Annotated in this window: 19 protein-coding genes; 10 read left to right on the top strand and 9 right to left on the bottom strand. The window is 60.9% G+C overall.

Annotated features, from left to right (window positions below; genetic code table 11):
* Positions 1-12 precede the first annotated feature (12 nt).
* From GIW28_RS16055 to GIW28_RS16035, 5 genes are all read left to right on the top strand, one after another.
* Positions 13-3,510: a response regulator gene (locus tag GIW28_RS16055; protein WP_236459041.1), complete on the top strand. Its 3,498-nt coding sequence runs from the start codon at positions 13-15 to the stop codon at positions 3,508-3,510.
* Positions 3,511-4,341, top strand: coding sequence for a CheR family methyltransferase (locus tag GIW28_RS16050; RefSeq protein ID WP_017138795.1), 831 nt, complete (start codon positions 3,511-3,513; stop codon positions 4,339-4,341). It abuts the gene before it with no gap.
* Positions 4,338-4,937 (top strand): chemotaxis protein CheB, encoded by a 600-nt coding sequence (locus tag GIW28_RS16045; RefSeq protein ID WP_017138794.1) that lies wholly within the window; start codon positions 4,338-4,340, stop codon positions 4,935-4,937. Before GIW28_RS16050 ends, GIW28_RS16045 begins: the two co-directional genes overlap by 4 nt.
* The gene (locus GIW28_RS16040; RefSeq protein ID WP_017138793.1) at positions 4,931-6,124 is read left to right on the top strand and encodes a hybrid sensor histidine kinase/response regulator; all 1,194 of its coding nucleotides are present in this window, start codon (positions 4,931-4,933) and stop codon (positions 6,122-6,124) included. Before GIW28_RS16045 ends, GIW28_RS16040 begins: the two co-directional genes overlap by 7 nt.
* Before the next feature lie 78 nt (positions 6,125-6,202).
* Positions 6,203-6,580: a response regulator gene (locus tag GIW28_RS16035; RefSeq protein WP_003217591.1), complete on the top strand. Its 378-nt coding sequence runs from the start codon at positions 6,203-6,205 to the stop codon at positions 6,578-6,580.
* A gap of 26 nt (positions 6,581-6,606) precedes the next feature.
* Here the strand turns inward: GIW28_RS16035 and GIW28_RS16030 are convergent, their stop codons facing one another.
* The 4 genes from GIW28_RS16030 to GIW28_RS16015 form a co-directional block, all read right to left on the bottom strand.
* Positions 6,607-8,277, bottom strand: coding sequence for an ATP-binding protein (locus tag GIW28_RS16030; protein ID WP_017138792.1), 1,671 nt, complete (start codon positions 8,275-8,277; stop codon positions 6,607-6,609).
* A complete protein-coding gene (locus GIW28_RS16025) occupies positions 8,274-9,776 on the bottom strand; it encodes an ATPase domain-containing protein (protein ID WP_017138791.1) in 1,503 nt (500 codons plus the stop codon). Before GIW28_RS16025 ends, GIW28_RS16030 begins: the two co-directional genes overlap by 4 nt.
* Positions 9,777-10,019: 243 nt before the next feature.
* Positions 10,020-11,078 (bottom strand): HEAT repeat domain-containing protein, encoded by a 1,059-nt coding sequence (locus GIW28_RS16020; protein WP_017138790.1) that lies wholly within the window; start codon positions 11,076-11,078, stop codon positions 10,020-10,022.
* Between the two features lie 78 nt (positions 11,079-11,156).
* On the bottom strand, positions 11,157-12,050 hold the full coding sequence (locus tag GIW28_RS16015) for a bestrophin family protein (protein WP_099549742.1): 894 nt from the start codon (positions 12,048-12,050) through the stop codon (positions 11,157-11,159).
* Between the two features lie 227 nt (positions 12,051-12,277).
* Between GIW28_RS16015 and GIW28_RS16010 the strand changes: the two genes are divergently transcribed.
* Genes GIW28_RS16010 through GIW28_RS15990 form a run of 5 tightly spaced genes read left to right on the top strand, consistent with a single transcriptional unit; the run spans position 12,278 to position 17,832 of the window.
* Positions 12,278-13,924: an AMP-binding protein gene (locus GIW28_RS16010; protein ID WP_017138788.1), complete on the top strand. Its 1,647-nt coding sequence runs from the start codon at positions 12,278-12,280 to the stop codon at positions 13,922-13,924.
* Positions 13,925-13,945: 21 nt separating this feature from the next.
* The gene (locus GIW28_RS16005) at positions 13,946-14,713 is read left to right on the top strand and encodes an SDR family NAD(P)-dependent oxidoreductase (RefSeq protein ID WP_099549743.1); all 768 of its coding nucleotides are present in this window, start codon (positions 13,946-13,948) and stop codon (positions 14,711-14,713) included.
* 12 nt (positions 14,714-14,725) lie between these two features.
* On the top strand, positions 14,726-15,910 hold the full coding sequence (locus GIW28_RS16000; RefSeq protein ID WP_099549744.1) for an acetyl-CoA C-acyltransferase: 1,185 nt from the start codon (positions 14,726-14,728) through the stop codon (positions 15,908-15,910).
* 9 nt (positions 15,911-15,919) lie between these two features.
* Positions 15,920-17,047: an acyl-CoA dehydrogenase gene (locus GIW28_RS15995; RefSeq protein WP_236447575.1), complete on the top strand. Its 1,128-nt coding sequence runs from the start codon at positions 15,920-15,922 to the stop codon at positions 17,045-17,047.
* Between the two features lie 11 nt (positions 17,048-17,058).
* A complete protein-coding gene (locus GIW28_RS15990; RefSeq protein WP_017138783.1) occupies positions 17,059-17,832 on the top strand; it encodes an enoyl-CoA hydratase in 774 nt (257 codons plus the stop codon).
* Positions 17,833-17,978: 146 nt separating this feature from the next.
* Here the strand turns inward: GIW28_RS15990 and GIW28_RS15985 are convergent, their stop codons facing one another.
* The 5 genes from GIW28_RS15985 to GIW28_RS15965 form a co-directional block, all read right to left on the bottom strand.
* Positions 17,979-19,130, bottom strand: a complete 1,152-nt coding sequence (locus tag GIW28_RS15985; RefSeq protein WP_236447794.1) for an acyl-CoA dehydrogenase family protein — start codon at positions 19,128-19,130, stop codon at positions 17,979-17,981.
* 3 nt (positions 19,131-19,133) lie between these two features.
* Complete coding sequence (locus tag GIW28_RS15980; RefSeq protein ID WP_236447793.1) at positions 19,134-20,237, bottom strand: enoyl-CoA hydratase/isomerase family protein; 1,104 nt, start codon at positions 20,235-20,237, stop codon at positions 19,134-19,136.
* A gap of 117 nt (positions 20,238-20,354) precedes the next feature.
* Positions 20,355-21,068, bottom strand: a complete 714-nt coding sequence (locus GIW28_RS15975; RefSeq protein WP_236459042.1) for an HPP family protein — start codon at positions 21,066-21,068, stop codon at positions 20,355-20,357.
* Between the two features lie 164 nt (positions 21,069-21,232).
* A complete protein-coding gene (locus GIW28_RS15970; RefSeq protein WP_256349256.1) occupies positions 21,233-21,421 on the bottom strand; it encodes a type VI secretion system contractile sheath small subunit in 189 nt (62 codons plus the stop codon).
* A 267-nt stretch (positions 21,422-21,688) separates the two neighbouring features.
* Positions 21,689-23,311: an ArnT family glycosyltransferase gene (locus GIW28_RS15965; protein WP_236447791.1), complete on the bottom strand. Its 1,623-nt coding sequence runs from the start codon at positions 23,309-23,311 to the stop codon at positions 21,689-21,691.

Below are 23,311 nucleotides of genomic sequence, written 5' to 3'. Positions count from 1 at the left end.
CAAGGCATGCCCATGACTCCCGCGTCGTCCGTCGATGAAAAGAGCTTCCGTACCCTGTTGAGCCGAAACGTCGCGTTACCCTTGGGCGTCGGCGTGCTCAGCGCGGTGTTTTTCGTCTGCCTGATCACTTATTTGCTGTCGGTTATCCAGTGGGTGGAGCACACCGACCGGGTTATCAATAACCTCAATGAGTCATCCAAGCTGACGGTGGACCTGGAAACCGGCCTGCGTGGCTTTCTGATCACTGGCGACGAGCATTTCCTCGACCCTTACGAAGTGGCCAAGCCCCGCATCATTGGTGACCTGCGCAACCTGCAGGAGCTGGTGGCGGACAACCCACAGCAGGTCGACCGCCTCAAGCGTCTGGAGTCGATGCAATACGAGTGGAACAAGTACGCCCAATCGATGATCGACTTGCAGCGCAGCAGTGGCGATTACCGCGGGGCGGTGCAGGCCGGCCGCGGCAAGAGCCTGACCGACGCGATTCGCAACGAATACACGGATGCGGTGGCGATGGAGCAAGCGTTCCGTGTCACGCGCAATGCCGATGTCACCCGCACCACGATCATCAGCGTGACCTTGTACCTGGCCTTCGTGCTTGGACTGAGCGGTTTTCTGGCCTACATCGGTAGAAAGAATTTACTCGCATTGTCAGAGAGTTACAGCGCAAACCTCGCGTCACAACAGAAGATCGCCCGGCGCCTGGAGCAACAGGCCTGGCTGCGTAACGGCCAGACCGAACTGGCCGAACAGGTGCTCGGCCAACTGACGCTGAACATGCTTGGGCGCAATATCCTGCAGTTTTTCGCCCAATACATGGGCTCGGCGGTAGCGGCGCTGTATGTGCGCGAAGAGCACGGCGGCCTCAAGCGCGTGGCCACCTATGGGTTTTCCCGCGAGCAGGAGCAAAAAGAGCAGGCGATCTACAGCGACGAAGGCATCGTCGGGCAGGCCGCCCAGCTTGATCGCCTGATTCGCCTGGATGATGTGCCGGTGGATTACTTCAAGGTCAGTTCCGGCCTGGGCGAAGGTTCGACCCGCAGCGTACTGGTGGTACCGACCAGCGACGATGATCGCGTCAACGGCGTGATCGAACTCGGCTTCCTGCGCCCGTTGGATGATCGTGACGTCGAGCTGCTGGAGCTGATTGCCGGCAATATCGGCACCTCCATCGAAGCGGCGCGCTATCGCCAACGCCTGCAGGAAGTGCTCGCCGAAACCCAGCAGCTCAACGAAGAGCTGCAAGTGCAGCAGGAAGAACTCAAAACCGCCAACGAAGAGCTCGAAGAACAGTCACGTATCCTCAAGGAGTCCCAGGCCCATCTGGAAACCCAGCAGGCTGAGCTTGAGCAGACCAACGAGCAACTGGCCGAACAGACCCAGACTCTGGCCGAACAGCGTGACGCCATGGATCGCAAGAACGTCGAGTTGAACAAGGCTCAACTGGAACTGGAAGACCGTGCCGACGAGCTGCAGCGCTCCAGCAAGTACAAGTCCGAATTCCTCGCCAACATGTCCCACGAGCTGCGCACGCCGCTCAACAGCTCGTTGATTCTGGCCAAATTGCTCGCCGAGAACCCGCAGGAAAACCTCAGCACCGAGCAGGTCAAGTTTGCCGAGTCGATCTATTCGGCGGGCAACGACCTGTTGAACCTGATCAACGATATTCTGGACATTTCCAAGGTCGAAGCCGGCAAGCTGGAAATGCGCCCGGAAAACTCCAGCGTGGCGCGCCTGGTCGATGGCCTGCGCGGGATGTTCGAGCCGCTGGCGGCTGACCGCAAGCTGGGCTTCCAGGTGGACATTCAAGCGGATGCGCCGCCGATGCTGTTCACCGACCGCCAGCGCCTGGAGCAGATCCTCAAGAACCTGCTGTCCAACGCGGTCAAGTTTACCGAGCAGGGTGATGTCAGCCTGTCGGTATCCCGTGCACCAGGGGAGGGCGTAGCCTTTACCGTGCGCGACTCGGGCATTGGCATCGCGCCAGACCAGCAGGAAAGTATCTTCGAAGCCTTCCGCCAGGCCGATGGCACCACCAACCGCCGTTACGGCGGCACCGGGCTGGGCCTGTCGATCTCCCGTGATCTGGCGACCTTGCTCGGCGGCTATATCAGCGTGACCAGCGAACCGGGCAAGGGCAGCGTATTCACCCTGGTACTGCCGGAGCAATATGTAGAGCGCGAGGAAGGTGCCGCGCCGATCGAGCCGCCGCGCCAAGTGGTGGCGGCACCTGCACCCAAGCCCATCGCGATCTCACCGCTGCCGGTGGGCGATGCCAAGCAGATTCCGCGCTTTGCCGACGACCGCGACAAGGCACCGTTCGCTACCCGCTGCATCCTGGTGGTGGAAGATGAACCCAATTTCGCCCGCATCCTTTACGACCTGGCCCACGAACTGGGCTACAACTGCCTGGTCGCCCACGGCGCAGATGAAGGCTACAGTCTGGCCGAGGAGTACATCCCGGACGCGATTCTGCTGGACATGCGCCTGCCCGACCATTCCGGGCTGACCGTGTTGCAACGCCTCAAGGAGCACGCCAATACCCGCCACATTCCCGTGCATGTGATCTCCGTTGAAGACCGCGTCGAAGCCGCCATGCACATGGGCGCCATCGGTTATGCGGTGAAGCCGACCACCCGCGAAGAGCTCAAGGACGTGTTTGCGCGCCTGGAAGCCAAGCTGACCCAGAAGGTCAAGCGCGTGTTGCTGGTGGAGGACGATGACCTGCAGCGCGACAGCATTGCCCGCCTGATCGGCGACGATGACATCGAAATCACCGACGTCGGCTACGCGCAGGCCGCCTTGGACCTGCTGCGCACTAATGTCTACGACTGTATGATCATCGACCTCAAGCTGCCGGACATGCTCGGCAATGAGCTGCTCAAGCGCATGGCCACCGAGGATATCTGCTCGTTCCCGCCGGTGATCGTGTACACCGGGCGTAACCTGACCCGCGATGAAGAAGCCGAGCTGCGCAAGTATTCGCGCTCGATCATCATCAAAGGCGCGCGCTCACCTGAACGCTTGCTGGACGAAGTGACACTGTTTCTGCACAAAGTTGAATCCCAGCTGTCCCATGACCGCCAGAAGATGCTCAAGACCGCCCGCAGCCGCGACAAGGTCTTCGAGGGGCGCAAGATCCTGCTGGTCGACGACGATGTGCGCAACATCTTCGCCCTGACCAGTGCCCTGGAGCACAAAGGCGCGGTGGTGGTGATCGGGCGTAACGGTCATGAAGCCATCGACAAACTCAATGAAGTCGAGGACATCGACCTGGTGCTGATGGACGTAATGATGCCGGAGATGGACGGTTACGAGGCGACTGCCTTGATCCGCCAGGACCCACGCTGGAAGAAACTGCCGATTATTGCAGTGACGGCCAAAGCCATGAAGGATGATCAGGAGCGCTGCCTCGCGGCGGGCTCCAACGATTACCTGGCCAAGCCGATTGACCTGGACCGGCTGTTCTCGCTGATTCGCGTATGGCTGCCGAAGATGGAACGCATTTAAGTGGAGCAAGTTTTCTTGGAAAAAAGCAGCGACATTGAGCTGCGCCTGCTGATTGAGGCGATTTACCTCAAGTACAGCTACGACTTTCGCGACTATTCCGGCGCGTCCGTCAAGCGCCGCGTGGCCCACGCACTGCGCCAGTTCGATTGCGCGACCATTTCTGCGCTGCAGGAGCGGGTGTTGCATGATCCGACGGCGTTCATGCAGTTGCTGCAGTTTCTGACGATCCCGGTGAGCGAGATGTTTCGCGACCCGTCGCACTTTCTGGCGATTCGCCGGGAAGTGGTGCCGCTGCTCAAGACCTACCCGTCGATCAAAATCTGGATCGCCGGGTGCAGCACGGGCGAGGAGGTGTACTCCATGGCGATCCTGCTGCGCGAAGAGGGTTTGCTGGAGCGCACCATCATTTACGCCACGGACATCAACCCGGCGTCCCTGGACAAAGCCAAGCAAGGGATTTTCTCCCTGGAGAACGTGCGTGCGTACACTGCCAATTATCAGCAGGCGGGCGGCCAACGTTCATTTGCCGACTACTACACAGCGGCTTACGATTACGCGATCTTCGACAAGACGCTGCGCGAGAACGTGACCTTTGCCGATCACAGCCTGGCAACCGATAGCGTCTTCTCAGAAACTCAGTTAATTTCATGCCGTAACGTATTGATTTATTTCAATAAAAAGTTACAGGATCGAGCGTTTGGGTTGTTTCATGAATCGCTGTGCCATCGCGGCTTCCTGGTGCTGGGCAGTAAGGAAACCCTGGATTTCTCCGCCTACAGCAAGCAATTCGAACCCTTGGTCAAACAGGAACGGATCTACCGAAAATCATGAGCGAGGCCGCAACTAACCCGCCACGCGGGATTGAAGCCATCGTCGTCGGCGCCTCCGCCGGCGGTGTTGAGGCGTTGCTGACGATTTTTGGTACGTTGCCTGACACCTTCAGTTTGCCGATTATTGCCGTGTTGCACCTGCCGGATGAGCGCCGCAGCCAGCTGGCCGAAGTCTTTGCGCGGCGCCTGAGCATTCCGGTGCAAGAAGCACGCGACAAGGAAACGATTACGCCAGGCACCCTGTATTTCGCCGGCCCCGGCTATCACCTGTCGGTAGAAAGCGACCGTAGCCTGTCGATGAGCCAGGAAGACCGCGTGCACCATTCGCGGCCGGCCATCGATTACCTGTTCGCCTCGGCTGCCGACACCTACGGCAACAGCCTGCTGGCGATTCTGCTGACCGGCGCCAACCAGGATGGCGCGCGTGGCCTTGCCCACGTCAAAGACTCGGGAGGCACCACCATCGTCCAAGAGCCCACAGAAGCACGTATCGCCGTGATGCCCTTGGCGGCGCTGGCCTTGCACACACCTGATCATATTCTCACCTTGAGCCGGATTGGCTCACTGCTGGCTTCCCTGGAATCTTCCCCATGTTAAGTACTGTCCAGGCCAAACTGCTGATCGTCGACGATCTGCCGGAAAACCTGCTGGCCCTTGAGGCGCTGATCAAGCGCGAAGATCGGCAGGTTTTCAAGGCCTTGAGCGCTGACGAGGCCTTGTCACTGTTGCTGGAGCATGAGTTCGCCATGGCGATTCTCGATGTGCAGATGCCCGGCATGAACGGTTTCGAGCTGGCCGAACTGATGCGCGGCACCGAAAAGACCAAGAACATCCCGATTGTGTTCGTCAGCGCCGCCGGCCGCGAACTCAACTATGCCTTCAAAGGCTATGAAAGCGGTGCGGTGGATTTTTTGCACAAGCCGCTGGATATCCATGCGGTGAAAAGCAAGGTCAATGTGTTCGTCGACTTGTACCGCCAGAGCAAGGCCATGAAACAGCAGGTCGAAGCCCTGGAGCGCAGCCGCCGCGAGCAGGAGCTGCTGCTGACGCGCCTGCAGGCCACCCAGGCGGAGCTTGAGCAGGCCGTGCGCATGCGTGACGACTTCATGTCGATCGTCGCTCACGAAGTGCGCACACCGCTTAACGGGCTGATCCTGGAAACGCAGCTGCGCAAGATGCACCTGGCTCGGGATAACGCCGCCGCGTTTACCCTGGACAAGATGCACGCCATGGTTGACCGCGACGAGCGCCAGATCCAGAGCCTTATCCGCCTGATCGAGGACATGCTCGACGTGTCGCGCATCCGCACCGGCAAACTGTCGATTCGCCCGGCGCGCTTTGACCTGGCGCAACTGGTGCGCAACCTGGTGAAAAACTTCGCCCCGCAAGTGGCATCCGCCGGTTCTTCGATGCACCTGGTTGCCGATGAACCTGTGGAGGGCAATTGGGATGAGTTCCGTATTGAGCAAGTGGTCACCAACCTGCTCACCAACGCTTTGCGTTACGGTGCCAAAAGCCCAGTGGATGTGCGTGTGTACACCGAGCACGGTGAGGCGCGCGTCGAGGTGCGTGACCGTGGCATCGGCATCAGCGCAGACAACCAGAAGCGCATTTTCCAGCAATTCGAACGCGTTTCGGCCAGCCATGTAGCGGCAGGCCTGGGCTTGGGGCTGTTTATTTCCGAGCAGATCGTGACGGCCCATGGCGGCACCATCGAGGTGGAAAGCCAGATAGGCGAGGGCGCGTTGTTCAGGGTGTGCCTGCCACTTGGCGAGCCGCAATGAAATCAATCGTCGCCTCGACGCAACCTCTGCGTGACCCCATGGTCGTACTTGCAGCAACTGACCGGACAAAGGCTTCCCATGAGTGAAGATGCACAAGATGTCGTACTGATCGTCGAAGACGACGAATCCATTATGTTTGTGCTGGGTGAATACCTGGCAGGCCTGGGCTACCGGGTGCTGAAGGCGATCGATGGGGAGCAGGCCTTCGAGATTCTGGCGACCAAGCCGCACCTGGACCTGATGGTCACGGATTACCGCCTGCCGGGCGGGATTTCCGGGGTGCAGATCGCTGAGCCTGCGATCAAGCTGCGACCTGAATTGAAAGTGATCTTTATCAGCGGTTACCCGCAAGAAATACTCGACTGCAACAGCCCGATCACGCGCAACGCGCCAATCCTGGCCAAGCCGTTTGATCTGGATACCTTGCAAGAGCATATCCAGCGCCTGCTGGCCTGAAGCAATAGGGCTGCCTCGCAGCAGCCCTATTGCTTGATCATCTCACGCACCTTGGCCGTCAGCAGGTCGAAGGTGAACGGCTTGGTGATCAGTTGCATCCCTGGGTCCAGGAACCCGCCGCGCACCGCCGCATGCTCGGCGTAGCCAGTGATAAACAATACCTTGAGCTCCGGGCGCAATTGCCGCCCGATTTCTGCCAGCTGCCGCCCGTTCATGCCGGGCAAGCCCACATCACTGATCAACAGGTCAATGCGTTGGTCGGATTCGATGATCGGCACGGCGGTATTGGCATCGCCAGCCTCGACAAAGGCATAGCCCAATTCCTTGAGCACTGCGCTGACCAGTACGCGTACGGCGGCGTCGTCTTCGACGATCAATACCGTCTCACCGGCATTGGCGAATGGCAGCAGTGCCGGGTTGGTGACGGCGTCCGCGACGCGCTCCCCGATAAAACGCGGCAGGAACAGGCTGACTGTCGTGCCCTTGCCGACTTCACTATGGATGGTGACATGGCCATGGGATTGGCGGGCAAAGCCGTAGATCATCGACAAGCCGAGGCCGGTGCCCTGGCCGATCGGCTTGGTCGTGAAGAACGGGTCGAAGACGCGGCCCAACAGACTTTCGGGAATACCACAGCCGGTGTCGCTGACGCTCAGTTCCACGTAATCGCCTGGCAGCAAGGTGCCATAGGCGGCCGTGAACACATTGTCGAGGTGGCGGTTGGTGGTCTCAACGGTCAGGCTACCGCCGCTGGGCATGGCATCGCGCGCATTGATCACCAGGTTGAGCAGGGCGCTTTCCAGCTGATTGGGGTCGGCCTCGGCGGTCCAGAGTTCATCGGCCAGACGCATGTCCAAGGCGATGCTTTCATTGATACTGCGTTGCAGCAGTTCACCCATGGAACTGACCAACTGGTTGATCTCCACGGGTTTGGGGTCCAGCGACTGGCGCCGTGAAAACGCCAGCAAGCGGTGGGTCAGGCCGGCAGCGCGGTTGGCCGAGGTCACGCCCAAGTCGATCAAGCTGTCCAGGTCGTCCAACTTGCCGCGGGCCACCCGCCTGCGCAGCAGCTCCAGGCTGCCGATAATGCCGGTGAGCATGTTGTTGAAGTCATGGGCGATACCGCCGGTCAACTGGCCGACGGCCTCCATTTTCTGTGACTGGCGCAGCGCATCTTCGTTGTTGCGCAGTTGCGCCGTGCGCTCTTCAACCTGCTGCTCAAGGGTTTCCAGGGTGCGTTGCAGGCGCAACTCGCTCTCGCTCAAGTCGATCAGGCGGTCACGCGCTTCGTATTGCCGGCGCCGGCCGCGCAGGGCCGCGCTCACCAGACTGATCAGGGTTACTGGATGGAAAGGGCGCTCCAGGAAGGTCACGTTGCCCAGCAGGCCACTCAGGTGGGATGAGCCGTTCTGTTCACGGCCGCCATGGTGGGTCATCAGCACGATGGGCAAATCGGACCAGGCCGGCTGCTCATGCAGGTAATGCAGCAGGGGCTCCAGATCGACACCGCGCAGGGCTTCAGCGGCAATCACCAACATACCGACGCCTTGCCCAAGTGCTTCGCAGAGTTCAGTCAGGTTCCCGGCAACCATGCCGGTGTAGCCGGCTTCCTTGAGCATCATCAGCGCCAGGGAGCCGTCACGGCCCAGTGGCGCGAGAATAATTGCGCGCTCGGAGAGGGGAGAAAGGCCGGTCACACGCCCTCTTCCTTGAGCAGTGGGGAACCGGCGCCCATATAAGTCGGGATACCGCGCAGTACGCCCTGGAAGTTGTCGAGCGGCTCGCCCACTGTCAAACCACTGCCGCCGATACGGTATTCACGAATGGTGGACTCGTGGCTGCCGGTACGTTTCTTGATGATCGAAATGGCCCGGCGGACCTTGCCGAGTGCTTCGAAATAACGCAACAGGATCACGGTATCAGCCAGGTAAGTAATATCGACGGGGGCCTGCATGTCGCCTACCAACCCATGTTGGGCCACCGTCATGAACGTCGCCGCGCCGCGACGGTTCAGGTACAGCAGCAACTCGTGCATATGCAGGATCAGAGAGTTTTCCTCAGGCATCGCTGCCTGGTAGCCGTTGATACTGTCGATGACCACGGTTTTGATCCCGCGTTCATCGACGCAACGCCTGACTCGGTGGGAGAATTCGCCTGGCGACAGCTCTGCCGCGTCCACCTGCTCGATCAGCAGGTTACCGGTGTCTTGCAGCGCGGCGAGGTCGATACCCATATTTTTCATGCGTTCGAACAACAGGCCCAGCTCTTCATCGAAAATAAACAGCGCAGCTTTTTCGCCACGCGACACTGCGGCGGCGGCAAAGATCATCGAGATCAACGATTTGCCGGTACCGGCCGGGCCGAGGATAAGCGTGCTGGAGCCGGTTTCTACGCCGCCGCCCATCAAGGCGTCCATTTCACGGATGCCACTGCTCAAAGTCTGACGCACGTAACCACCACGATGCTCGGCGGCCACCAGGCGTGGGAACACGTGGATGCCGTCTTGCATGATGGTGAAGTCGTGAAAGCCACCACGGTATTTCTGGCCACGGTACTTCACCACGCGGATGCGGCGGCGTTCAGCGCCGTAAGTGGGCGTCAGCTCTTCCAGACGAATTACGCCGTGGGCCACGCTGTGCACGGTTTTATCCAGGGATTCGGTGGTCAGGTCGTCAAGCAGCAGGACGGTGGCGTCGTAGCGCACAAAGTAGTGTTTGATCGCCAGGATCTGGCGGCGATAGCGCAGCGAGCTTTGGGCCAGCAGGCGGATTTCCGAAAGGCTGTCGACCACCACGCGGGTGGGCTTGATCCGTTCCACCACTTCAAAAATCTGCCGGGTTGCCTCACCCAGTTCCAGGTCGGAGGAATACAGCAGGCTTTGCTGGTGCTCGGCGTTGAGCAGGCTTTCTGGCGGGGTCAGCTCGAAGATGTGAATGTTGTCGTCCAGGTCCCAGCCGTGGGACTTGGCGCCCTGACGCAACTCGCGTTCGGTTTCTGACAGGGTGATGTACAAGGATCGCTCACCGTTTTTCGCGCCGGCTTGCAGAAAGTGCAGCGCTACGGTGGTTTTCCCGGTGCCGGGTTCGCCTTCCAGCAGGAACAGGTGGCTGCGTGATAGCCCCCCGGAAAGAATGTCATCAAGACCTTCGATGCCGGTGGCCGCCTTTTCACTGAACAGCTCTTTGGATGTAGACAAGAAGTGCCCTCGGGTCACGTACAAGTAAAGGGAGGCGCGTCGGCTTGGACGCGCCATATTTACTTGACCGTAGCGGGTTGTGGCGGTTCAACCTGTCGTATAAATCGTGGTGGATTTGTGACCTGCGCCAAAGCGCTGCTTTTGTGTGGGAGCTGGCTTGCCTGCGATAGCATCACCTCGGTTTATCTGTCAGACCGAGGTGTCTGCATCGCAGGCAAGCCAGCTCCCACATAGCGCGCGAAACTAAAGCCCTTGCTGCAATGCCGGATCATCCGGATTCTGCTGCTCCAGCTGCGCCAGTAGCACCTGCACATTCTGCAACTGCCCGGTTTCCTTCCAATAGCTGACCAGCAACACACGCGCCTTGCGATTGGCGGGGTGGCGCTGGACGATTTCTTCCAGCTGACGCTGGGCGGCGTCCACCTCTTCCTGGTCGTGCAGCGTGGTGGCGAGGTCGAAGCGGTAATCCTGATTGTCAGGCTCAAGCTCCACGGCTTTGGACAGGCCAAGCAACGCGTATGGCCGCTCCCCATGGTGCAACAGCCACATGCCCAGGGCGTGTTGCAGGTAGGCCGACTCCGGATGTGCCGCCAATTGCCGCGCCAGCAACTGGCGGGACTCATCGGTCTTGCCCTGCTTATCGAGCAATTCGATTTGTGCGACCACAGCTTGCAGGTTGTCCGGTTGCAGGCGCATGGCCTGCTCCAGTGCATGTTGCGCGTCCGGCAGCAGGGCGCTGTGGATGTACAAGCGCGCGAGCTGAATCCAGCCTTCGGCGGTTTCGGGCTCAGCCTTGAGCTTTTTCACAAACTCATCGAGCACTTGCTGCAAAGGCCCGAAATACAGGCCCAGGGTATCCGGCGACAGGCCGAGCAGGGCGTTGGCGGCGGCAAAACGCACGGCTTGTTCAGGATCGTCCAGTGCCGGGCCAAGCAGTAAGGTGCGTTGGCCGCTGGGCACCAGGCCAACAATACTGTGAATCGCAGCTTCACGAACCAACGGCGACTCATCAGCCAGGTCTTTATCCGCCAGCTTCAACGCCTGAGGGCTTGGGTAATTGGGCAGTTCGGCGTGTAGCGCCGCGCGGCGTTCAGGTGACAGGTCCGGGCGGCCTAGCTGTTGATACAGCACACGGGCGGCGCCGGGTTCGCCGTTACGTGCTTGCTTCAACGCCTTGGCGTAACCATGGGCGATCGCCGGCGGCACGGCCACCGGAGTGGAGCGGGAGAAAAACCAGGTGACCAAGACAAGCAACAACAGGGCGCACAGGCCGACGATGGAGTAACGGCGTGACTTTGACATGCAGGCGTCCAAAAGCTGGGGGCAGCTAATCGCAAAGCCTCAAGCTTCGGTCAGACCACGACGAGTGTCAAACCCGTATCAGCCGAGCACGTATTCCACTGGTTCCAGGGCAGGAGGCAGATCGATCTCGCCCAGGGCGGCGAGAATCTCGCGCTCCAGGGTGCGCACTATCGCATTGCAGGGCAGATCGTTTTCATCAAAACCGAACGGGTCTTCCAGATCATCACCGATTTCATCCAAACCGAAGAACGTGTAGCTGACGATGGCGGTGAACACCGGCGTCAACCAGCCCAGCGGTTCGGCCATGGCGAACGGCAGCAAAATGCAGAACAGGTAGATGGTGCGGTGCAATAGCAGCGTGTAAGGGAAGGGCAGTGGCGTGCTCTTGATCCGCTCGCAGGCGGCCTGCACCAGGCTGAGGCTGACCAGCCGGGTTTCCAGCTGGGTGTAGCGCCATTCACTGATCACACCCTGTTCGGCCAGCCGCGAAAAGCGCGCGCCCAGTTGTTGCAGCACGTTGTCGGGGAGATTGGGATGCGCCCGGTCAACAGTTATCCAGGGTGTGATAACGCGGGCCTCGTCTTCACGGCGCAGGTGCGCGACCAGGCCGTGGGCAAACCCGCACACCCCACGCAGCAGGCTGGCGCGCTCGGGTGAGTTGCCCAGCACTTGGGTTTCGCGAATCAGCGAGCGCACCTCAATGATCATCTGCCCCAGTTGCTTGCGGCCTTCCCACCAACGGTCGTAGCAGGCGTTGTTGCGAAAGCTCATGAAGATCGACAACGACAACCCGAGCAAGGTGAACGGCGTGGCATTGACCTTGGAGAAGTAGGCCGGGTGCAGGGTCTCCACCAGCACGATCACTGAAGCCAGCAACGTGACCATCAGGCTGCGCAAGGCAATGCGCTTGGCAATCGAACCTTTAAGGGAAAACAGGATACCCATTAGGTTGGGTTTGGGGCGGACGATCATCGGGACACGGCTTCTTTGGCGGCGCAGGCCTGGAGATTAGGAGTTTGCGCCCAGAGCGTCCAATCACTGCGGCTGACCGGCTGATAAGCCGGATCAATGATTGGCCAAACCAGTCAGCCAAGTTGAAGGCTTTGACCATTGCCGCCAAAGCGCTCTAGAGCGACTATTTCAGCGATTCTCGTCGTGAAAAATGTCCTGAAAATAAAAACACACAAGGATTTGGAACCATGCGTGAGTATTTGGCTGCCACCACTGCCTTCGACTACCAGCACACCGTCAACGCCGCCCTGTCCGGCAACCTGCAAGCCCTGAATGCCTGTGTGGAGTGTTGCGATCGCCACGCGCTGCCGGGGCGCATTGCGTTGTTTTGGGAAGGTAAGGATGGGCGCAGCGCCAGTGTGACCTTCACCCAATTGCAGGACCAGGCGGCGCGCTTTGCCAATTTCCTCCTGGCCCAAGGCGTGCAACAGGGTGACAAGGTGGCGGGGCTGCTGCCACGCACGGCAGAGTTATTGGTGGTGGTGTTCGCCACCTGGCGTATCGGCGCGGTGTATCAGCCGCTGTTTACCGCCTTCGGACCCAAGGCCATCGAGCATCGGCTGAACAGCTCCGGCGCCGTACTGGTGGTCACGGATGCGGTCAACCGCCCCAAGCTGGCTGAAGTCGAAGGCTGCCCGACCATCGTCACGGTGGCCGGGGACAAGGGCGAAGGCATCGTGCGCGGCGACTACAGCTTCTGGGCTGAACTGCCGAACTATTCGAATACCTGCGAACCGGTGCTGCTGGGCGCAGAAGCCCCGTTCCTGCTGATGTTCACCTCGGGCACCACCGGCCCGTCAAAAGCCCTGTCGGTGCCGCTCAAGGCCATTGTCGCCTTCCAGAGCTACACCCGCGACGCGGTGGATTTGCGTCCCGAAGACGCGTTTTGGAATGTCGCCGACCCGGGCTGGGCCTATGGCATCTATTTTGGCGTGACCGGGCCGTTGTCCATGGGCCACCCGATTACGTTCTACGATGGGCCGTTCACCCTAGAAAGCACCTGCCGGGTGATCAATAAATATGGGATTACCAACCTCACCGGTTCGCCCACCGCTTACCGCCTGCTGATTGCTGGTGGCGAACAGTTCGCGCGCGCTATCAAGGGCAAGCTGCGTATCGTCAGCAGCGCCGGCGAGCCGCTGAACCCGGAAGTGATCCGCTGGTTTGCCGACAACCTGGGCGTGACCATTCATGACCATTACGGCCAGACCGAACTGGGCATGGTGCTGTGCAACCACCACGGCCTGGAACACCCCGTGCATGTCGGCTCTGCGGGCTTTGCCTCACCGGGCCACCGCATTGTGGTGCTCGATGATCAGAACCAGGAATTGCCGGCAGGCCAGCCCGGTATTCTCGCCATCGACCGTGAACAGTCGCCGATGTGCTGGTTCGCCGGCTACGACGGCGTAAAGACCAAGGCGTTTGTCGGCAAGTACTACCTCAGTGGCGACACCGTGGAGCTCAACCCGGACGGCAGCATCAGCTTTGTCGGGCGCAGTGACGATGTGATCACCACATCGGGCTACCGCGTAGGGCCATTCGATGTCGAAAGCGCACTGGTCGAGCACCCGGCCGTGATCGAAGCCGCTGTGGTCGGCAAACCCTGCCCGGAGCGCACCGAGCTGGTCAAAGCCTTTGTGGTGATCAACGAACAGTACCGCGCTACGCCCGAGCTGGCCGAGGAGTTGCGTCTGCACGTGCGCAAGCGTTTGGCGGCCCACGCCTACCCACGGGAAATCGAATTTGTCAGCGACTTGCCCAAGACCCCGAGCGGCAAGCTGCAACGTTTTATTTTGCGTAATCAGGAAATTGCGAAGGCACAGGCCATCGCCTGATCCACTTTTAAGGAAACAATGATGCAGATTGAAAACAAGGTATTCCTGGTCAGCGGCGGTGCTTCGGGCCTCGGCGCGGCCACCGCTGAGATGTTGATTGCCGCTGGTGCCAAGGTGATGCTGGTCGACCTGAACGCCGACGCTGTGGCGGCCAAAGCCAAGCAACTGGGCGATAACGCCCGCAGCGCTGTGGCCGATATCAGCCAGGAAGCCGCCGCCGAAGCGGCCGTACACGCCGCCGTTGCAGCCTTTGGCGGCCTGCACGGCCTGGTGAACTGCGCCGGGGTGGTACGCGGCGAAAAAATCCTCGGCAAAAATGGCCCACACGCCTTGGCCAGCTTTGCCCAGGTGATCAACGTCAACCTGATCGGCAGCTTCAACCTGTTGCGCCTGGCGGCTGCCGCCATCGCTGAAACCGCGGCGAACGCCGACGGTGAGCGCGGCGTGATCATCAACACCGCGTCGGTAGCCGCCTTTGACGGGCAGATAGGCCAGGCGGCGTATGCCGCCTCCAAAGGCGCCATCGCCAGCCTGACCTTGCCCGCTGCCCGCGAACTGGCGCGCTTTGGCATCCGCGTGATGACTATTGCCCCGGGCATTTTCGAAACGCCGATGATGGCCGGCATGACCCCCGAAGTGCGCGATTCCCTGGCCGCGGGTGTGCCATTCCCGCCACGCCTGGGCAAACCGTCCGAGTACGCCGCGCTGGTACGCCACATCATTGAAAACAGCATGCTCAATGGCGAGGTGATCCGTCTCGACGGCGCCTTGCGTATGGCAGCCAAGTAAGGAGAACACCCCATGAACGATCCGATTGTTATTGTCAGCGCCGTGCGCACACCCATGGGCGGCTTCCAGGGCGACCTCAAGGGCCTGACCGCGCCGCAACTGGGCGCTGCAGCGATCCGCGCCGCCGTCGAACGCGCCGGGATTGCCCCGGATGCCGTGGACGAAGTGCTGTTCGGCTGCGTGCTGCCCGCGGGCCTGGGCCAGGCGCCTGCGCGTCAAGCGGCGCTGGGCGCCGGGCTGGACAAGGCCACGCGCTGCACCACCTTGAACAAGATGTGCGGCTCGGGCATGGAAGCGACCATCCTCGCCCACGACTCGCTGCTGGCCGGCAGTGTCGACGTGGTGGTCGCCGGCGGCATGGAAAGCATGTCCAACGCGCCGTACCTGCTCGACCGCGCGCGCAGCGGCTACCGCATGGGCCACGGCAAGGTGCTTGACCATATGTTCCTCGACGGCCTCGAAGACGCCTACGACAAGGGCCGCCTGATGGGCACCTTTGCCGAAGACTGCGCCGAGCACAATGGCTTCACCCGTGAAGCCCAGGACGCCTTCGCCATTGCCTCGCTGACCCGCGCGCAAGAGGCCATCACCCATGGCAGCTTTGCTGCTGAGATCGTCCCGGTGCAGGTCACCGTCGGCAAAGAGCAAAAGACCATCCTGCATGACGAGCAACCGCCCAAGGCCAAGCTGGACAAGATCGCCAGCCTGAAACCGGCGTTCCGCGAGGGCGGCACGGTGACGGCGGCCAACTCCAGCTCGATTTCCGATGGTGCGGCGGCGTTGCTGTTGATGCGCCAGTCCGAGGCGCAACAGCGTGGCCTCAAGCCCTTGGCGGTGATCTACGGGCATGCGGCCTTTGCCGACGAGCCGGGGCTGTTCCCGGTGGCGCCCGTGGGTGCGATTCGCAAGCTCATGAGCAAGACCGGCTGGAACCTGGGCGACGTTGACCTGTTTGAAATCAACGAAGCTTTCGCGGTGGTCAGCCTGGTGACCATGAGCAAGCTGGAAATCCCCCACAGCAAGGTCAATATTCACGGCGGCGCCTGTGCCTTGGGGCATCCAATTGGTGCTTCCGGTGCGCGCATCCTGGTGACGTTGCTCTCGGCCCTGCGCCAGAAAGGCCTCAAGCGCGGGGTTGCCGCCATTTGTATCGGCGGCGGTGAAGCCACGGCCATGGCCGTCGAATGCCTGTATTAAGGACTCAACATGCTACCCAATGACGAACAACTGCAAATCAGCGAAGCGGCCCGGCAATTTGCCCAGGAACGCCTGAAACCCTTCGCCGCCGAATGGGACCGCGAGCACCGTTTCCCCAAGGAAGCCATTGGCGAAATGGCCGAGCTGGGCTTTTTCGGCATGCTGGTGCCGGAGCAGTGGGGTGGTTGCGACACGGGCTACCTGGCCTACGCCATGGCCCTGGAAGAAATTGCCGCCGGCGATGGCGCGTGCTCGACCATCATGAGTGTGCACAACTCGGTGGGTTGCGTGCCAATCCTCAAATTCGGTAACGAACGGCAGAAACAGCAGTTCCTCACGCCGCTGGCCAGTGGCGCCATGCTCGGTGCCTTTGCGTTGACCGAGCCGCAGGCAGGCTCCGATGCCAGCAGCCTGAAAACCCGCGCACGCCTTGAGGGCGACCATTACGTGCTCAATGGCTGCAAACAGTTCATTACCTCCGGGCAGAACGCCGGAGTCGTGATTGTGTTTGCCGTCACCGACCCGGCCGCAGGCAAGCGTGGGATCAGCGCGTTTATCGTGCCGACCGACTCGCCGGGCTACACGGTGGCGCGGGTTGAAGACAAACTCGGTCAACATGCGTCCGACACCTGCCAGATCCTCTTCGAAGACGTAAAAGTGCCAGTCGCCAACCGTTTGGGCGAGGAGGGCGAAGGCTACAGGATCGCCCTGGCCAACCTCGAAGGCGGCCGCGTCGGCATCGCCTCGCAATCGGTGGGCATGGCCCGCGCCGCCTTCGAAGCCGCGCGTGACTATGCCCGTGAGCGCGAAAGCTTCGGCAAGGCGCTGATCGAACACCAGGCCGTGGCCTTCCGGTTGGCCGACATGGCCACGCAAATCGCGGTGGCCAGGCAGATGGTGCATTACGCCGCAGCCCTGCGTGACAGCGGCAAGCCGGCCTTGGTCGAGGCGTCGATGGCCAAGCTGTTTGCTTCGGAAATGGCCGAAAAAGTCTGCTCGGCCGCCTTGCAAACCCTGGGCGGTTACGGTTACCTGAGCGACTTCCCATTGGAGCGGATCTACCGCGATGTGCGGGTCTGCCAGATTTACGAAGGCACCAGCGATATTCAGCGCATGGTCATCTCACGCAACCTTTAAGGAGCCGATACATGAGTTACGAAACCCTTTTGCTCGAAGTCCAGGGCCGCGTCGGGCTGATTACCCTCAATCGCCCGCAAGCCCTGAACGCCTTGAACGCCCAGTTGGTCAGCGAGTTGAACCAGGCACTGGACGGCCTGGAAGCCGACCCGCAGATCGGCTGCATCGTGCTGACCGGCTCGAAAAAAGCCTTCGCCGCCGGCGCCGACATCAAAGAGATGGCCGAGCTGACCTACCCGCAGATCTACCTCGACGACCTGTTCAGCGACAGCGACCGCGTCGCCAACCGCCGCAAGCCGATCATTGCTGCGGTCAACGGTTTCGCCCTGGGCGGCGGCTGTGAACTGGCCTTGATGTGCGACTTTATCCTGGCCGGTGACGGCGCCAGGTTCGGCCAGCCGGAAATCAACCTCGGCGTACTGCCCGGCATGGGCGGCACCCAACGGCTGACCCGCGCCGTGGGCAAGGCCAAGGCCATGGAAATGTGCCTGACCGGGCGCTTTATTGATGCCGTTGAAGCTGAGCGCTGCGGGATTGTGGCGCGCATTGTGCCGGCCGATGACCTGCTTGAAGAAGCGCTGAAAACCGCGACCTTGATTGCCGGCAAGTCCGTGCCGATCAGCATGATGGTCAAGGAAAGCGTGAACCGTGCGTTTGAGGTGAGCCTGTCTGAAGGCGTGCGCTTTGAGCGGCGGGTGTTCCATGCCGCGTTTGCCACCCAGGACCAGAAGGAAGGCATGGCGGCGTTTGTGGCCAAGCGCGCGCCGGAGTTCAAGGACCAGTAACCCGGCCGTAAACACTGAAGATCAAAATGTGGGAGCTGGCTTGCCTGCGATGCAGACACCTCGGTTTATCGGTTAGACCGAGGTGATGCTATCGCAGCGGTGCGACGATTCGACAAGCCAGCTCCCACATTGGTCTTGTGTGGCTTTTAGAGCGGGTAGTTCTTCAGCTCCCTGGCAATCACCATCCGCTGAATCTCGCTGGTGCCTTCGTAAATCTGCGTAATCCGCGCATCCCGGTAGTAGCGCTCCACCGGGTAGTCCTCAAGATACCCATACCCGCCATGGACCTGCATCGCCGAGGAGCAGACCTTTTCGGCCATCTCCGAAGCAAACAGCTTGGCCTGGGAGGCTTCCGACAGGCACGGCTTGCCGGCGCTGCGCAGGCGTGCGGCGTGCAGGATCAGCAGGCGGGCGGCATTGAGCTGGGTCTGCATGTCGGCCAGCAGGTTGGCAATGCTTTGGTGCTCGATAATCGCCTTGTTGAATTGCACCCGATCACGCGCATACGCCAGCGCCGCCTCAAACGCCGCACGGGCGATGCCCAACGCTTGGGCGGCAATGCCGATGCGTCCACCCTCGAGGTTGGACAGGGCGATGGCCAGGCCCTTGCCGCGTTCACCCAACAGGTTGGCTTCGGGTACTGTGCACTGGTTCAGCGTGACGGCGCAGGTGTCCGAGGCACGAATGCCCATCTTGTGTTCGGTACGGTCGACCACAAAGCCTGGTGTGTCAGTGGGCACCAGGAAGGCAGAAATACCTTTCTTGCCCAGTTCCGGGTCCGTCACCGCAAACACAATGGCCAACTTGGCGCGCTTGCCATTGCTGACGAACTGCTTGGCACCGGTGATCACCCACTGGCCGTCGCGCAGTTCGGCGCGGGTGCGCAGGTTATGGGCTTCGGAACCGGCCTGAGGCTCGGTGAGGCAGAAGCAACCAATGGCCTGGCCGCTGGCCAGGTCAGCCAGCCAGGTGTGTTTCTGCGCATCGGTGCCGTAGTTGAGGATTGGCCCGCAACCGACTGAATTATGGATACTCATGAGTGCGCCGGTGGCGCCATCACCGGCGGAAATCTCCTCGACCGCCAGGGCATACGCCACGTAGTCGACATAGGTGCCGCCCCATTCTTCCGGCACCACCATGCCCAGCAAGCCGAGTTCGCCCATCTTCGCGACCAGGGCGTCATCGATCCAGCCGGCTTTTTCCCAGGCTTGCGCATGCGGGGCGATTTCGCCACGGGCAAAGTCGCGCGCCATGTCGCGAATCATCACTTGTTCTTCAGTGTATTCAATATCTTGCATGGCTTATTTCCCACTCTGCTTGAAGTCACTGAAGAAGCTCTCGACATGGCTGGCGTCCAACTCATGGATCGTCGCGGGGTTCCAGTGCGGGGTTTTATCCTTGTCGATAATCAACGCGCGAACGCCTTCGATCAGATCGCCGCGTTCGAACCACTGGCGATCCAGGTGCAATTCCAATGCGAAGCACTGCTCTAGCGACAAGCGCCGGCCACGGCGCAGCATCTGCAGGGTCACGGCCATTGCCAGCGGCGAGCGGGTCTGCATCAGGGCGGCGGTGCTGAGCGCCCATTCGTGGCTGTCGGCGACAGTGACTTGCTGCAGTTGCTCGACCATGCTCGGCACATCCGGCAACGCAAAGAAGTGGTCGATCACCGGGCGCAGCGCGGCCAGCGGGGCATCGGGCAATTGTTGTACCGCGAGCTTTGCCAATACGCCCTGCAGGTCCTTGAGCGGCGAATCCTGCCATTGCAGGTGGTCGAGCTTCTGATCGAGTTCGGCGAGTTTCGCGCTGTCGATACACCAGTCCGCCAGCCCGCAGTACAGCGCATCGGCGGCGCGAATCTGCACGCCGGTGACACCCAGGTAAACCCCCAGCTCACCAGGGATGCGCGAGAGGAAATAGCTGCCACCTACGTCCGGGAAATAACCAATGGCCACTTCCGGCATCGCCAGGCGGCTGCGCTCGGTCACCACACGCAAGTCGGCGCCTTGCACCAGGCCCATGCCACCGCCGAGGACAAAGCCGTCCATCAGGGCCAGCACGGGCTTGTGGTAATGGTGAATTGCCAGGTCGAGGGCGTATTCCTCGACGAAGAAGTCCTGGTGCAGGCTGTCGCCCTGCTTGAAGCTGTCGTAGAGAGAGCGAATGTCGCCACCGGCGCAGAACGCTTTTTCACCGGCACCGCGCAGGGCCACGGCATACACCTGCGGATCGCTCTCCCAAGCCAACAGTTGTGTGGTCAGGCTGCGGACCATCTCCAGAGTGATGGCATTCAAGCCAGCGGGGCGGTTGAGGGTGAGGTGGCCAATATGGTTACGGACTTCGGCCAGCACCTCGCCCTGAAGAATCCTGGTGTGGCTTGCTTCGGATGAAACCTGAGCAGTCATCACTAACTCCCTGCTTTTATTGTTCTTTATCAAGATGTTCGCGCACGAACTATCTCGCGATCGTACCAGTGCAAATTTGCCCAGTACAACCCGGAATCATGCAGGTCGTTTTTGCATTTATGCAGCGCTGCGGCCACCCAGCACTTCACCGATGCTGCGGCGCCGGGCATGCCCTTCAGCCGCGTGAATCAGTTGCTCCAACTCCGTCGGCTCCACATCAAAGAACCGTTCCATCTCGGCCAGGGCCAGTTTCAGATCGGCTGCCGTGATGGCGGCATCTGTCACCGGCGCTGTGCTGCCCAGGACCACGGCGGGCGATTCGATCGCGCCTTTGGGGTAAAGCGTGCGTGTCACGTTGTTATAGGCCAGCGCACCGGCCAGCAGCGCGCCAGCCCCGAGCATCACCGGCCCCACTTCCTGCCAACCCAGGGCGATAGAGGCCGGATCGGCGAGCACCAGCGTCATGGCCAAGCCACCGGCGGGCGGGTGCAGGCAGCGCAGCCAGCAAATCAACACGACGGTCATGCCCGCAGCCAGGCATGCGCTGCCCAGCGTGCGGCCAAGCACCCGCGCCACCAGCAGAGCCACAATGGCAGCGCACAAGTAGCTGCCGATAATCGACCAGGGCAGTGCCAACGCACCGGAGGACACGGCAAACAGCAAAACCGCCGATGCCCCCAGCGGGCCGAGCAGGTGCAAGGCGACTTCCATACCGAATACCTGGGCACACACCCAGACACTCAATAGCGTGCCCAAGGCCATGCCAATGGCGGCGCGGCTCCATTCGACGGGGCGGGTATTGATTGCAGCGGGTAACCAGCGAGCGAGCATCGACACGATCCATAAAGCAGCAGACGAAAAAAAAGGCTCGCCTGGTTGCCCGGATAAGCCCTTTGAACGTTCCAACATTTGGGGGAGGAACCTGTGCAGTGTGCCGAGCTTGATGCTATGGCGCCAATGCATATTAATGAGGGTTAAATGCAAAAATAATGCAGTTAGTGACCCTCGTCATAGGTGATGCGATGCGTCGGTTGCGGCAGCGGCGTGCTGATGCGTCCGAGCACGCGGCTATCAGCCTCTTCGTTGAACAGCTGCCTTTGCAGGTTCTCCCGCAAGGCAGGGTCGTCGGCCAAAGGCCCCTTCAATGCCACCAAGGCATCGCGCAACGCCATCAAGCGATCCAGCCTCGGCGCAGGGATAAGCAACAGGTCTTCTGGCACGGCATTGCCCTTTTGATCAAGCAGGTCTGTGTGCGTGGAAGGCTGACGGCGCCCGGTAGTAGATAGTTAACGCACATGACAAAGGAGTCTACATTTGGGTTCCGGGCATCGAAAGGCAAAGTGCGCCAGCGTTTACGCATAGCCATGTAGGGGCTTTCCGGGCAGTCATAACGAAAAACGCCCACTCTTGAAGGAGTGGGCGCTGTTTCCGTCAGACCACTGTCAGCGTAATTACGGCGCGCTGACTTTCTCTAGATGGAGCAACACATACGGGTCTTTGTCGAACTCCCCGGTGAGTGTCGGGGTGATCGAACGCAAGCGCGGATCCTGCAGATTTTCGAAGTCTTTCGTGCTCATTACCAGCCATGCCGGACCTTGCAGTGGCGCCAGGTCTGCAGCCGACTGGGTAAACAGCGGCACCTTATCGCAGTTGAAGTTGACCATGAACTTGATGGCTTTTGCATCTTTGCCCAAGCCATGCAGCACCACGGGGGCCGGTTGCTGCATGATCTGTTCTTTGACGCCAAGGCTGAATGTGCGGGTGTCGTAAAGCGTACGCTCCAATGGCTCGACCACCACAATGTAGGTCGACCACAGCGCCAGCACCGCCGCGAGTGCCGACCCCAGCGGGCGTAGACGCGCCTTGAGCAGTGACAGCAGCGACACGACCTGAAGCACGCCAAGCACGCCGAAGACCACGCCCAGGTTGTCCAGCTGTGCCGGGTAACGCTTGCGCGCCACCACCAGCCCGATCACCAGCAGCGCTGGCAGCAGCGTCCAGATGCCCAGCATCAAGCCGCGCAGCCAGGCGAACAGCCGCCCCTGGGTGACCTGGAACGGGTAGGCCGCAATGATCGCCGCCATGGGCAGCATCGGCAGGATGTAACGTGCCTTCTTCGCCTGAGGGACCGACAGGCCGAGCATCACCAGCAAACCTGCCGCCGCGCAATACAGCACCAGTTTCAGTGCCGGGTCGGGTGACCGACGACCGCCGATGGCGATTGCCAGGAGCACCAGCAACGCCAGCGGATAAGCCAGCGCGTAGTTGCCCATGGAACTGGTGAAGTAATACAAAACCCCGCTGGAACCTTCGGTGCCGTCCATACGCCCCAGGAACTGCATGCGGATCACGTCCTGCATGAAGTCTTCGCCACCACTGAGCTTGGCCAGCAGCAACAACAGGCCGACACACGCCGCCAGCACTGCCAGCGCGATAAAGCCGAAGGTGAACAGTTGGCGCCATTGGCGGTTGATCAGGTAATAGCTGCACAGCACGCCAGTGGGGATCACCAGGCCGATTGGCCCACGCACCGCAAAGCCCAGGATCAGCAGCAAAAACAGCCAATGCAAGCGTTTGGCTGCCCCGAAGTGGTCATGGGCATAGCCCAGATAGAACACGGTCAAGGCGATGGCCGCGAGCATCTGGTCCAGCGACACCGCGCGGGTTTCGCTGATGAAGGTGCTGCTGAGCAGCAGCATCGCGATGCTGAGCAAACCCCAGCGCGTGGAGTAGGGCGCCGTAAGGCGATACACCAGCACCACGATCACCGCCGAGGCGATGGAGGTGGGCAACCACGCGGTGAGGCTGCTGACCTCGCCAAACGGCAGGGACAACAGCCAGGTCAGCAGGGTCGAGGTCGCCAGGTAGTCCGCGTAAGGCTGGCCATAGGTGGTGGGGAAAAAACTCGGTCCATGGCGCAGCATTTCCTGGGCAAACACCACGAAACGCGAGTCAAAGCCGATGATTGCCTGGTGCCAGTTGCCGACAATAAACAGCACCAGCGCCAGGAGCCCGAGCCCCAGCGACTGATTGCGGATCGTTGCTGTAAGCAGCGGCGATTGAGCTTTGTTCAC

The organism is Pseudomonas sp. PA-5-4B, assembly GCF_021606215.1.
GTDB classification, from domain to species: Bacteria; Pseudomonadota; Gammaproteobacteria; order Pseudomonadales; family Pseudomonadaceae; genus Aquipseudomonas; species Aquipseudomonas edaphica.
This window is presented reverse-complemented; position numbering and strand designations above follow the sequence as displayed.